Source organism: Thermomonospora cellulosilytica (assembly GCF_014138835.1).
Lineage (GTDB): Bacteria > Actinomycetota > Actinomycetes > Streptosporangiales > Streptosporangiaceae > Thermomonospora > Thermomonospora amylolytica.
Genome location: NZ_JACJII010000001.1, coordinates 6,675,525 through 6,687,886, shown reverse-complemented (window position 1 = coordinate 6,687,886; position 12,362 = coordinate 6,675,525). Strand labels below are relative to the sequence as shown.

The 12,362-nt window shown below is 74.8% G+C and carries 11 protein-coding genes; 8 read left to right on the top strand and 3 right to left on the bottom strand.

What is annotated here, in order from left to right:
• Positions 1-4: 4 nt before the first annotated feature.
• The 4 genes from HNR21_RS31390 to HNR21_RS31375 are packed head-to-tail and all read left to right on the top strand — an operon-like array spanning position 5 to position 3,662.
• Positions 5-871 (top strand): FAD binding domain-containing protein, encoded by an 867-nt coding sequence (locus HNR21_RS31390; RefSeq protein ID WP_182707997.1) that lies wholly within the window; start codon positions 5-7, stop codon positions 869-871.
• A complete protein-coding gene (locus HNR21_RS31385) occupies positions 868-1,341 on the top strand; it encodes a (2Fe-2S)-binding protein (RefSeq protein ID WP_182707996.1) in 474 nt (157 codons plus the stop codon). Before HNR21_RS31390 ends, HNR21_RS31385 begins: the two co-directional genes overlap by 4 nt.
• Positions 1,338-2,687: an 8-oxoguanine deaminase gene (locus tag HNR21_RS31380; protein ID WP_119729102.1), complete on the top strand. Its 1,350-nt coding sequence runs from the start codon at positions 1,338-1,340 to the stop codon at positions 2,685-2,687. Before HNR21_RS31385 ends, HNR21_RS31380 begins: the two co-directional genes overlap by 4 nt.
• A 9-nt stretch (positions 2,688-2,696) precedes the next feature.
• The gene (locus HNR21_RS31375; protein WP_182707995.1) at positions 2,697-3,662 is read left to right on the top strand and encodes a helix-turn-helix transcriptional regulator; all 966 of its coding nucleotides are present in this window, start codon (positions 2,697-2,699) and stop codon (positions 3,660-3,662) included.
• Here HNR21_RS31375 and HNR21_RS31370 read toward each other — a convergent pair.
• Entirely contained in the window at positions 3,653-4,570 is a 918-nt protein-coding gene (locus tag HNR21_RS31370; protein ID WP_182707994.1) for an SDR family oxidoreductase, read from the bottom strand. The two genes, HNR21_RS31375 and HNR21_RS31370, sit on opposite strands and share 10 nt — an antisense overlap.
• Positions 4,571-4,634: 64 nt before the next feature.
• Here HNR21_RS31370 and alc point away from each other — a divergent pair, with 64 nt between their 5' ends.
• Both alc and HNR21_RS31360 read left to right on the top strand, forming a co-directional pair.
• Positions 4,635-5,654: an allantoicase gene (gene alc, locus HNR21_RS31365; RefSeq protein ID WP_182707993.1), complete on the top strand. Its 1,020-nt coding sequence runs from the start codon at positions 4,635-4,637 to the stop codon at positions 5,652-5,654.
• A gap of 68 nt (positions 5,655-5,722) precedes the next feature.
• A complete protein-coding gene (locus HNR21_RS31360; RefSeq protein ID WP_312881446.1) occupies positions 5,723-7,858 on the top strand; it encodes a bifunctional serine/threonine-protein kinase/ABC transporter substrate-binding protein in 2,136 nt (711 codons plus the stop codon).
• On the opposite strand, the gene HNR21_RS31355 is transcribed toward HNR21_RS31360, so the two are convergent.
• Positions 7,855-8,469 (bottom strand): TetR family transcriptional regulator, encoded by a 615-nt coding sequence (locus HNR21_RS31355; protein ID WP_119729107.1) that lies wholly within the window; start codon positions 8,467-8,469, stop codon positions 7,855-7,857. The genes HNR21_RS31360 and HNR21_RS31355 overlap by 4 nt on opposite strands.
• Positions 8,470-8,740: 271 nt before the next feature.
• Here HNR21_RS31355 and HNR21_RS31350 point away from each other — a divergent pair, with 271 nt between their 5' ends.
• Positions 8,741-9,847 (top strand): acyl-CoA dehydrogenase family protein, encoded by a 1,107-nt coding sequence (locus HNR21_RS31350; RefSeq protein WP_182707992.1) that lies wholly within the window; start codon positions 8,741-8,743, stop codon positions 9,845-9,847.
• A gap of 22 nt (positions 9,848-9,869) precedes the next feature.
• Positions 9,870-11,042 carry an acyl-CoA dehydrogenase family protein gene (locus HNR21_RS31345; protein WP_182707991.1) on the top strand — a complete coding sequence of 391 codons (1,173 nt, stop codon included), beginning with the start codon at positions 9,870-9,872 and terminating at the stop codon, positions 11,040-11,042.
• 84 nt (positions 11,043-11,126) lie between these two features.
• Here HNR21_RS31345 and HNR21_RS31340 read toward each other — a convergent pair whose 3' ends face one another.
• Positions 11,127-12,347 (bottom strand): RNA polymerase sigma factor, encoded by a 1,221-nt coding sequence (locus HNR21_RS31340; RefSeq protein WP_182707990.1) that lies wholly within the window; start codon positions 12,345-12,347, stop codon positions 11,127-11,129.
• Between the last annotated feature and the right edge of the window lie 15 nt (positions 12,348-12,362).

The window sequence follows — 12,362 nt, the reverse complement described above, 5'->3', positions numbered from 1 at the left end:
GGGGATGGAGTTCCTGCGGGCACTGAGCTGGGAGGAGGCGCTCGCCCTGAAGGGGGAGCGGCCCGACGCGGTGCCGATCCAGGGCGGCACCGACGTCATGGTGGAGATCAACTTCGACGTGCGGCGGCCGGGGGCGCTGCTGGACCTGAACCCGGTGGCGGAGCTGACGTCGTGGGAGACGGCGGACGGGCGGCTGCGGATCGGGGCCGGGGTGCCGTACGCGCGGCTGATCGCCGAGCTGGGCGATCGGGCGCCGGGGCTGGCGCAGGCGGCGCGGACGGTCGGGTCGCCGCAGATCCGCAACCGGGGGACCGTGGGCGGCAACCTGGGGGCGGCCTCGCCCGCGGGGGACTGCCATCCGCCGCTGCTGGCCGCCGGCGCGCAGGTCGAGGTGGAGTCGGCGGCGGACGGGGTGCGGATGATCCCCGCCGAGGAGTTCTACGTCGGGGTGAAGCGGAACGCGCTGCGCGAGGACGAGCTGATCCGGGCGGTGTGGGTCGAGCCGGCGCCGGGACCGCAGCAGTTCTCCAAGATCGGGACGCGGAACGCGATGGTGATCGCGGTGTGCTCGTTCGCGCTGGCGCTGGATCCGGCCCGCGGGCGGGTGGGGACCGGGATCGGGTCGGCCGCGCCCACGCCGATCCGGGCCACGGAGGCCGAGGAGTTCCTGGCCGGGGAACTGGACTGGGACGCCCCGCTGGACGGGGCGGTCGCCGCGCGGTTCGGGGAGCTGGTGGGGCGGGCCGCCGCGCCGATCGACGACGTGCGCGGCACCGCCGCCTATCGCCGCCACGCGCTGTCGGTGATGGCGCGGCGCACGCTGACCTGGGCGTGGAACGATCATCTGGCGGAAGGGGGAACGGCGCGATGAGGGTGACGTTCACCGTCAACGGGTCGGCCGAGACGGTCGACGACGTGTGGGAGGGCGAGAGCCTGCTGTACGTGCTGCGCGAGCGGCTCGGGCTGCCGGGCTCCAAGAACGCCTGCGAGCAGGGCGAGTGCGGATCCTGCACGGTCTACCTGGACGGCGTCACGGTGTGCTCCTGCCTGGTGGCCGCCGGGCAGGTCCAGGGCCGCCAGGTCCGCACCATCGAGGGCCTGGCCGACGGGGAACGGCTGGACCCGGTGCAGGAGGCGTTCGTGGAGTGCGGGGCGGTGCAGTGCGGGTTCTGCACCCCCGGGCTCATCGTGCAGACCCACGACCTGCTGAAACGCGCCCCACAGCCGTCCGACGCGGAGATCCGCGAGGCGCTGGCCGGGAACCTGTGCCGCTGCACCGGCTACGAGAAGATCCTGGAGGCCGTGCGGCTCGCCGCCTCCCGCAAGGCGGCGGCCCGATGAGGATCGCGATCGAGAACGCCCACGTCGTCACCGTCGCCGGGCCCGAACACCCCGGCGGGCACGTCGTCGTCGAGGACGGGCGCATCGCCGCGGTCGGCCCCGGCCCCGCGCCCGGCGACGCCGACGAGCGGATCGACGGCACCGGCTGCCTGGCCACGCCCGGCCTGGTCAACACCCACCACCACCTCTACCAGTGGGCGAGCCAGGGCCTGGCCAAGGACAGCACCCTGTTCGAATGGCTGGTGACGCTGTACCGGCCCTGGTCGAAGATGGACGCCGAGGTCGTGCACGGGGCCGCGTCGGCGGGGCTGGGCTGGCTGGCGCTGTCGGGCTGCACCACCAGCACCGACCACCACTACCTGTTCCCCTCCGGCCGCGGCGACCTGTTCGCCGCCGAGGTGGAGGCCGCCGCCGAGCTGCACATCCGCTTCCACCCCTGCCGCGGGTCGATGGACAAGGGGCGGTCGCAGGGCGGGCTGCCGCCGGACGAGGTGGTCGAGGACCTCGACACGATCCTGGCGGAGACCGAGGCCGTCATCGACCGCCACCACGACGCCTCGCCCGGCTCGATGCTGCGGGTGGCGGTCGCGCCGTGCTCGCCGTTCTCGGTCAGCAAGGACCTGCTCGTCCAGTCCGCCGACCTGGCCCGCGCCAAGGGCGTCCGGCTGCACACCCACCTGAGCGAGACGCTGGACGAGGAGGAGTACTGCCTCGCCCAGTTCGGCATGACGCCCGTCCAGTACATGGAGACGCTGGGCTGGCTCGGGCCGGACGTGTGGTACGCGCACGCCGTTCACCTGCACGACGCCGACATCGCCGCGATGGCCGGGACCGGCACCGGCATGGCCCACTGCCCCAGCTCCAACGCCCGTCTCGGGGCCGGCATCGCCCGCGTCGCCGACGCCCTGGCCGCGGGCGTCCCGGTCGGCCTGGGCGTGGACGGCGCGGCCTCCGCCGAGATGGTGCCGCTGGCCGGGGAGATCCGCCAGGCCATGTACCTGCAGCGCGCCCGGTACGGCCCCACCGCGCTCACCGCCCGGCAGGCCCTGGAGATGGCCACCCTCGGCGGCGCCCGCTGCCTGGGCCGCGACGACGAGATCGGCACGCTGGAGCCCGGCAAGCTCGCCGACATCGCGCTGTGGCGGGTCGACGGGTTCCACGCCGCGCTGGACGACCCGGTGGTGGCGCTCGCCTACGGCCAGACCCCGCCGCTGGCCCGCCTGCTGGTCGGCGGCCGGACGGTGGTCTCGGACGGCGAGCTGGCGACCGTTGCGCAGGACGAGGTCGCGCGCCGCGGCGCCGACGCCCACCGCAGGCTGATGCGCCTGGCCGCCGACGTGCTGTAGACCGGGACCATGCGCGCGTCGCGGCTGGTGTCGCTGCTGTTGCTGTTGCAGGCGCGGGGGACGATGACGGCCGCCGAGCTGGCCCGCGAGCTGGAGGTCTCCGAGCGGACCGTCTACCGGGACGTGCTGGCGCTGTCGGCCGCGGGCATCCCGGTGTACGCCGAGCAGGGGCGGCGCGGCGGCTACCGGCTGGTGGACGGCTACCGGACCCGGCTGACCGGGCTGAGCCGGGCGGAGGCCGAGGCGCTGTTCCTGGCGGGGCTGACCGGGCCCGCCGAGGACATGGGGCTGGCCGACGCGGTGGCGGCGGCCCGGCTGAAGGTGCTGGCGGCGCTGCCGTCGTCGTTGCAGGACGCGCCGGTGCGGACGGGCCAGCGGTTCCATCTGGACGTCGCCGGATGGTTCGACGACACCGGGCCACCGCCGATGCTGGCGGCGCTGGCGCGGGCGGTGTGGCAGGACGAGACGGTGGTGCTGCGCTACCGGCGGGACCGCGAGGTGACGCGGACCGTCGACCCGTACGGGCTCGTCCTCAAGGGCGGCACCTGGTACCTGGTCGGCCGGGTGGGCGGCGACCACCGCACCTACCGCGTCGACCGGGTGAGCGCCGTCGAGCCCGCAGGCCGGACGTTCGACCGCGACGAGTCGTTCGACCTGCGGGCCTTCTGGGCGGAGCGGGCGGCGCAGTTCGTGGAGACCCTGCTGCACGAGACGGTGGGGATCCGGCTCACCCCGGCGGGCGTGCGCCTGCTGCGGTACGCCGTCGAGCCGCCCGCCTCCCGCCGCGCCCTGCAGACCGCCGGGGAACCCGACGAGCAGGGCCGGGTCACCACCCGCCTGCCCGTCGAGTCCCTCGACGTCGCCTACACCCAGCTCATGCGGCTCGGCCCCGAGGTCGAGGTCCTCGACCCCCCGGAACTACGGGACCGCATGGCCGAGGCCGCCACCCGCCTCGCCGCCCTCTATCACCGGTAGCCGGTGGCGTCGGCGGGCTTGCCGGGAACGTCCTGGACCTCGACGATGTAGCGCCAGGCGTCGGGGCGGCTGCCGTCCACGTCGGTGAACCCGTACACCTTGGCCAGGTCGCCGCTGGAGGTGACCTTGCCGTTCCACCGCGCCACGTCCGGGTCGGCCGCCAGCGCCGCGACGGCCCGGCCGATGAACGCCGGGGTCTCGGAGATGATGAAGTGCGGGTTCTCCTTGCAGGCGTCCCGCCAGTTGGCCTCGGTGACGCCGTAGGTGTCGAGCATGAACTCCGAGCGCAGCCAGCCCGGCGTCACCGCCACCGCCGTCGCCTTGTGCTCGGCCAGCTCCTTGCCCAGCGCGAACGCCATCCGGTTCACCGAGATCTTGGCCAGGTCGTAGAAGAACGAGATCCGGTAGTGGTCCCGGTTGTACTCGTCGGTCCCGTCGGTGACCTCCACGACCAGTCCGCCCGGGTTGCGGATCAGCAGCGGGATCGCGTAGTGGCTGGTGATGATGTGGGTGTCGACGGCCAGCCGGAGCAGCCGCAGGCCCTTGTCCAGGTCGTGCTCCCACACCTTGTCGGTCCAGCTCGCCAGGTGGTCGCCGCCCCAGATGTCGTTGACCAGCACGTCGAGCCGGCCCTGCTCGCGGTCGATCCGCTCGACCAGCGCGCGGACCTGCTCGCGGTCCAGGTGGTCGCAGGGCACCGCGATGCCCTCGCCGCCCGCGGCGGTGACCAGCTCGGCGGTCTCCTCGATGGTCTCCGGCCGGTCCATCTCCGAGCGCCGTTCCCGGGTGGTGCGCCCGGTCACGTAGACGGTGGCGCCGGCCGCGCCCAGCTCGACGGCGATGCCCCGGCCCGCGCCCCGGGTCGCCCCCGCGACCAGCGCGATCTTTCCTTTGAGTGCGTCGTTCATGGGGTCCACGCTCGCACCGAAACCTGACAACGCCTGTCCAGTTTTCTCGTGGAACACTGCGGGGATGGCCGAAGGTGATTTCGCCGCGCTGCCGGATCTGGCGGTGCGCCCGCTGGGCGGGTCGGTGGTGGCCGCCAGCGACGAGTCGTTCGCGGTGAAGGAGAACCTGATCAACCCGTGGGCGCCCGCGTTCCGCCCGGAGACGTTCGGGCCGCGCGGCCAGGAGTACGACGGGTGGGAGACCCGGCGGCGGCGCCCCGACGCGCGCGGTGAGCTGGGCCACGACTGGGCGGTCGTCCGCCTCGGCGTGCCGGGCGTGATCCGCGGGGTGGTGATCGACACCGCCTGGTTCAAGGGCAACTTCCCGCCGGTGGCGTCGGTGGAGGCGTGCGCCGCCGAGGGGTACGCCGCGCCGGACGAGCTGACCGGCTGGGTGGAGATCGTCCCGCGCAGCCCGCTGGGCGGCGACCGGGCGCACGCGTTCCCCGTCGAGGTGGAACGCCGCTTCACCCACGTCCGCCTCAACATCCACCCCGACGGCGGGGTGGCGCGGCTGCGGGTGCACGGCGAGCCGGTGCCCGACCCGGCGTTGCTGGACGGTCTCACCGTGGACCTGGCCGCGCTGGAGAACGGGGCCCGGGTGACGGCCTGCTCGGACGAGTTCTACTCCTCGCCCGCCGGCATGCTGATGCCCGGCCTGGCCCGCACCCAGGCCGAGGGCTGGGAGACCGCCCGCCGCCGCGGCGGCGGCAACGACTGGGCGGTGATCGCCCTGGCCGCCGCCGGGACGGTCCGGCTGGCCGAGATCGACACCTCCAACCTGCGCTTCAACGCCCCCGGCTGGGCCGCCCTGTCCGGCATGAACGCCCACGCCGACCCGGACGCCTGGTTCCCGCTGCTGGAACGCACCCGGCTGCAGCCCGACCTGCGGCACCGCTTCCGCCTCGCGGACGCCCCCGAGACCACCCACGTCCGGCTCGACATCTACCCCGACGGCGGCCTGGCCCGCCTGCGGCTCCTGGGCGACCTGTCCCCGGCCGGGGAACGGGCGCTCCGCGACCGCTGGACCCGGCTGACCGGCTGAACGCCAACCCCGGCGCACCGGGCGGCGTCCACAATGAGCGGAAGATCCGCCGATCACGGAGAGCGCCGGTGACCACTGAGGGAACGAGTGCCACGCCCCTGCGGCCCGGGGATCCGCCCAGGCTGGGGGAGTACGAGCTGGTCGGGCGGCTGGGGGAGGGCGGCCAGGGCACGGTCTTCCTCGGGCGGGACGCCCAGGGCCGGCGGGCGGCGGTCAAGCTGCTGCACGCGCGGCTGAGCGGGGACGCCAGGGCGCGCGGCCGGTTCATCCGTGAGCTGGAGGTGGCGCGGCGGGTGTCGGGGTTCTGCACCGCGCAGGTGCTGGACGCCGACATCGCCGGGGACACGCCCTACTTCGTCAGCGAGTACGTTCCCGGGCCGTCGCTCAAGGAGCAGGTGGCGGCCGGCGGCCCGCTGGACGCGCAGTCGCTCGTCCGGCTGGCCATCGGGACCGCGACCGCGCTGGCGGCCGTCCACCGCGCCGGGATCGTGCACCGTGACTTCAAGCCGGGCAACGTGCTGATGGGGCCGGACGGTCCCCGGGTGATCGACTTCGGCATCGCGCGGGCGCTGGACTCCGGGGCGGTCACGATGACCAGCCAGGTCGTGGGGACGCCCGCGTTCATGGCGCCCGAGCAGGTGGCGGGCGGGGCGATCGGCCCGCAGGCGGACCTGTTCGCGTGGGCGGCGACGATGCTGTTCGCGGCGACCGGGCGGGCGCCGTTCGGCGACGACTCCATCCCGGCGGTGATGCACCGGATCCTGTACGCCGAGCCCGACCTGTCGGCGCTGCCGCCCGCGCTGACCGGGATCGTGGCCGGATGCCTGGCCAAGGACCCGGCGCGGCGGCCCGGTAGCGACGCCGTCCTGATGGGGCTGCTCGGGCAGGTGGGGGCGGCCCCCCGCACGGGCGGACCCGATCTGCTCGCCCGGGCGGCGACCCTGGCCACCGGCACGCTCCCGCCGGTCGCGCCGCCGCCCGGTCCCCTGCCCTGGCCGGTCAAGCCGGCGGCGCGCCCGCCGATGCGGTGGCGGGTCGTGCTGCCGCTGCTGGCCGGGGCGATGACGGCCGTGGTGGCCGCGGGCGTCACGGCGTTCGTGGTGCTGAACGACCGGGCCGGGAAGGGCGGGTCGAACGCCCCGGCCTCGGTGCAGGTGGCCTTCCTCGGAGCCACCACCGGCGGGTTCAAGGCGCTCGGCGGGCACATGCGCGACGGTGCGGAGGTCGCCGTCGACCAGTACAACGCCGGCCGGCCCGCCACCCGGATCGAACTGGTCGACTACGACACCGCCGGGGAGGCCGGCACGGCCCTGGCCAGGGCACGGCAACTGGCGGCCGACGACAGGGTGGTCGGGGTGATCGGGCCGCTGTTCAGCGCGGACGCGTCGCTGGCCGGGCCCTATCTGGAGGCCAACCGGGTGCCGATGGTCTCGCCGGGCGCCACCGGTCAGGAGCCGGCCGGGGGACAGGGGTATCTCCGTCTGGTGGTGCCCCCGATCAAGGTCTCCCTGACCGGGCTGGCCCAGACGATGGTGCGCGAGGAACGGCCCCGGCACGTCGTCGTGGTCGGCGACGACCAGGGCTGGACCCGCCCGTTCGCCGACCACGTGGCCCTCGCCCTGCAGGGGCGCGGGGTGCGGGTCACCCGCGACATCGTCATCGGCTGGACCGACCGGGACCTGCGCGCCGAGGTCGAGCGGATCAAGGACGCCGACCCGGACGCGGTCTTCTATCCCGGACTGTTCGACGCGGCGGCCCGGCTGATCGAGCAGGCCCGGGCCGCCGGGGTGCGCGCGCCGTTCTACCTTAGTGACGCGTCGCTGACCGAGCAGTTCGTCACCGACGCCGGCCGGGAGCAGGCGGAGGGCACCGTGCTGTTCTGCTCGTGCACCGATCCGGCCGCCCACACCACCGGGCCCGTGCGGTCGTTCCGGGACCTGTTCCGATCCGCGTTCGGCAGGGAGGCGGGTCTCTACACGGTCGAGGGGTACGACGCGGCGCTGGCGCTGGTCTCGGCGGTCAAGGCCGGGCACACCACGCGCGAGGCGATCCACCGCCACCTGGGGACGATGAACGCGGCGGGGCTCGGGCAGCGGCTGCGGTTCCGGCCGGACGGGCACCTGGAGAGGGCGGTGGTCCACGTGTTCCAGGTCAGGGGCGGTGAGATCGTCCAGATCGGCACGTCGGAGACCGCGCGGCCCTAGAAGTCGATCAGCCGGGCGGCCACGATCTCCAGCCGTTCGGTGATCTCCTCGACGGTGCCGCGGCCGTGCAGCAGCTCGATCATCTCGATGGTCCACAGCCCGGCCAGCGCCCGCAGCAGCACCCGCCGCGGGTCGCCGGCGGGGATCTCGGCGTCCGGCCCGGCCGCGGCGCGCGCCAGCAGGTTGGTCATCCGGTCGCCGAACCCGGTGCGCACGTCCGACAGCAGCAGCGCCCGGATCAGCGCCTCGGCCAGCTCCGGTTCGCGGATCAGCCCCCGGGTGGCGCGGGCCAGCACGTCCACGGCCCGCTCGGCGGGGGCGGCGCCGTGCGGGGGGCGCTTGTCGATGCCGGCCTCCAGCACGTCCAGCTCCTCGCCGACCACCGCGACGACCAGGTCCATCTTGGACGGGAAGTAGCGGTAGAGGGTGCCCAGCGCCACCCCGGCGCGCTCGGCCACGGTGCGCATCTGCATCGCCTCGACGCCGCCCCGGGAGGCCAGCGCCGCCGCCGCCTTGATGATCTTCTTGCGGCGTTCGTGCTGGCTGCGGGAGCGGGCCGGCTGCGGTTCGGCCCTGGTCGGTTCCGGGGCTGGGGTCGGCGCTGCGGTCACTGTGCTGGGCCCTTCCTTGGCGGGGTCCCCCGTGGGGCGGGGTGCGAGGAACGAGCGGATCGTGCGGCACCAGCCTACAGGCACTACGAGAACGCGTTATCTGTTCGGTCGTGCCCAGGGGCCGGTATGGGAAACTCCACAAGCGGGTCCAACCCTGACAGTGCATGGCCAAACGCATGATCGCGGGTAGTGCGGGGCGGACTCTGGACAGTAAATAGAATCTGTTCTAGTTTGGCGCTCTGTCCGGCCGTTCCGACAAGGGGGGCGCCCCGTGGACTTCGACCTCGACCCCACCCAGCGGGAGCTGCGCGAGCTGGCCGCCGGCCTGCTGGCCCGGGAGGCGGCGACCGAGCGGCTGGACGCCCACGACCGGTCCGGGGCGCCGTACGAGGCGGGCGTCTGGAAGGCCCTCGGGCAGGCCGGGCTGCTGGGCGCGTGCCTGCCGGAGGAGGCGGGCGGCGCCGGGCTCGGCCCGATCGAGCTGGCGGTGATCCTGCGGGAGGTCGGCGCCCATGTCGCGCCCGTCCCCGCCTACGCCTCGCTGGCGCTGGCCGCCGTACCCGTCGCCGAGCACGGCACCCCCGGGCAGCGGGCGCTGCTGGCCGGGCTGGCCGAGGGCGAGAAGGTGCTCACCGGGGCCTACCGCGAACCGGGCCTGGCGGGCGAGGTCGGCACGACGGCCCGCAGGAACGGCCGCGGCTACGTCCTCGACGGCGTCAAGACGTTCGTCCCCTACGCCGAGCAGGCCGCCTGCATCCTGGTCCCGGCCCGGGTGGAGGGCGTCGGGGTCGGGGTCTTCCTGGTGGACCGGGACGCGGTGCGGCTCGACCCGCATCCGGCCGCCACCGGGGAGCCGATGTCCCGCATCGCCCTGGACGGCGTCCGCGTGGCCCCCGACCGGCTGCTCGGCGGCGCGGCGGACGGCGCGGCCTGGCGCACGCTGCGCCGCTCGGCCGTCGCCGGGGCGGTCGCCCAGGTGTCCGGGGTCATCGAGGGCGCCCTGAAGATCACCACCGGGTACGTCAAGGAACGCGAGCAGTTCGACCGGAAGCTGGCCCAGTTCCAGGCCGTCACCATGCAGGTCGGCGACGTCTACATCGCCAAGCGGGCGCTGGACGTGGCGATGTGGGCGGGCGTGTGGCGGCTGGCCGGGCAGGCCCCCGACACCGACGAGGTCCTGGCGATCGCCGCGTTCAACGCCTGCGGGCCGGTGCTGGAGGCCCTCTACACCTGCCAGCACCTGCACGGCGGGATCGGCCTGGACGTCACCTACCCGCTGCACCGGTACTTCGCGTGGGGCAAGCACTACGCCCACCTCCTCGGCGGGGCCGAGACACAGCTGGACGCCATCGGCGACGCGTTCGCCGTCATCGACTGACCGGATCGACTAGGAGCCGCCGGTGTTCATCGATCTGACCGCCGAGCAGCGCAGGCTGCGCGACGAGCTGCGCGGGTACTTCGCCGGATGCCTGACCGCGGAGCAGCGCGCCGAGATCGCCGCCGACCCGTTCGGGCCCGCCTACATGGCGCACTGCCGGCGGCTCGGCGCGGACGGGATGCTCGGGGTGGCGTGGCCGAAGGAGTACGGCGGGCGCGGCTACGGGCCGATCGAGCAGCAGATCTTCGCCAACGAGATCGCCCGCGCCGAGGTCCCGTACCCGCTGATCACCCTGAACTCGGTGGCCCCCACGATCCTGCAGTACGGCTCGCCGGAGCAGAAGGAGTTCTTCCTGCCGCGGATCCTGCGCGGCGAGTGCCACTTCGCCATCGGCTACAGCGAGCCCGGCGCGGGCACCGACCTGGCGGCGCTGCGCACCACCGCCGTGCGGGACGGCGACCACTACGTGGTGAACGGGCAGAAGGTCTTCACCTCCGGGGCGCAGCACGCCGACTACGTGTGGCTGGCCGCCCGCACCGACCCGCGGGCCCGGCGGCACAAGGGCATCTCCGTGCTCATCGTGGACTGCCGCGACCCCGGGTTCTCCTGGACGCCGATCATCACGATGGACGGCCTGCACCACACCAACGCGACCTACTACCAGGACGTGAAGGTGCCGGCGGGGATGCTGGTCGGCGAGGAGAACAAGGGCTGGGACCTGATCGTCAACCAGCTCAACCACGAACGGGTCACCCTCGGCCCCGCCGGGAACCTCGGCCACCTGTACGACAAGTTCGCGCACTGGGCCCGCACCGCCGTCACGGCCGACGGCAGGCCGCTGGTCGAGCTGCCCGAGGTGCGCCGCGCCCTCGCCCGGGTCCGCGCCTACCTGCGCGTCAACGAGTTCCTCAACTGGCAGGTCGCCGCCGGCCTCGACCTGGGCTGGCTGGGCGCCCCCGACGCCTCGGCCACCAAGATCTACGCCTCGGAACGGATGCTGGAGGTCGGCCGCATCGTCGGCGACGTGCTGGCCCGCCACGGCGACCCCGGCGACCCGGCCACCCGGACGTTCGTCGAGCGCCTGGACCGCACCGCCAAGGGCTCCCTGGTGCTGACCTTCGGCGGCGGCGTCAACGAGATCCAGCGCGAGCTCATCGCCATGATCGGCCTCGGCCTGCCCCGGGCCCCGCGCTGAGCTCCGGACGTTCCGGGGGACGGGCACGGCGGCACGGCGTCCGCGCTGGGACCGAGACCGCCGGCGGACGCGGCGCGTGGCCCGCTAGCCCTCCTGGGACGGCTGCGGCGACGGGTTGGAGGTCGGGTCCGGGACGTCCACGGGCGGGTCGACCGGCGTCTCGACCGGCGTGGACGGCGCGGGGGGCTCCGTGACCGGCGGGTCGGTCGGGGGCGGCGTGGTGGGCTCGGTCGGGGCCGGAGCGCCCGTGTCGCCGGGCGCCGGGACGGTCGGCGTCTGCGGGTTCGCCGGAGCGGTCGTCGTGGGCGGCGCGGTCCGCGACGGGGGCTGCGGAGCGGTCGGGGCGCCGCCGTACGGGGAGCCCCCGTAGGGCTGCGACACGTACGGGTCGCTCGTGGAGTTCTGCGGGCCGGCGACGCTGGGAGCGCCGCCGTTCGCGGGCGCGCCCGGGTCGGTGGGACGCGACGTGGCCGTGGTGGGCGAGTTGACCGGCACGGACTGGGCGGTCGACGGGCCGCCCTGGCCGGTGATCGGGCCGAGCGCGTCGAAGCCCGCGCCGCCGCCCTTGGCGCCCGCCCACGCGGCCACCATGCCGACCGTGGCGGCGGCCGAGGCGGCCAGGCCCGCCACCGCGGACAGGCCCTTGGCGCGGCGCCGGTTCGCCGCCGGGCGGCCGGCGGCGGCCGATCCGATCACCACCAGCGGAGAGGTCGCCGTCACCGTGGACAGCGGCCGTTCCCGCTCGGCGGCGCAGGCGGCCAGCACGTGGGCGCGCAGCCGGTGCGGCGGCCGGTCGGGGGCGCGGCGGGCCAGCGTCCGGGGCAGCGCGCCCTTCTCGAACGCGGCGATCAGCTCCGCGTCGTAGCGCGAGCCGGGGCGGCGCATCAGCAGGTCCAGCACCGCGCGGTCCAGCCGGGTCCGGGCGACCTGCAGGAGCTGGCGGGCGGTGTCGGCGGCGACGCCGAGCACCACCGCGATGTCCGGCAGGTCCAGCCACTCGCCCGCCGCCAGCAGCAGCACCTCGCGGTGGTCGGCGCGCAGCCCGGCCGCCGCCCACAGCAGCGGGTCGTCGGGCGCGCCGAGCCGGCCCGGATGGAAGGCGCGGTCCAGCGCCCCGCGGTCCATGCAGGTCGAGCGGGCCAGCGCGTACAGCCACAGCACCGCGTCGCCGCGCGGCGGGTGCTTCGTCGCGGCCACGAACGTGTCGCGGACGGCCTCCTCGGCGCCGTCCCCCACCAGCGACCAGCAGTAGGCGTACAGGCGGGCGGCATGCGCGTCGTACAGGGCCTCCGGGGTCCCCGGCATGTGTCCTCCGATCCT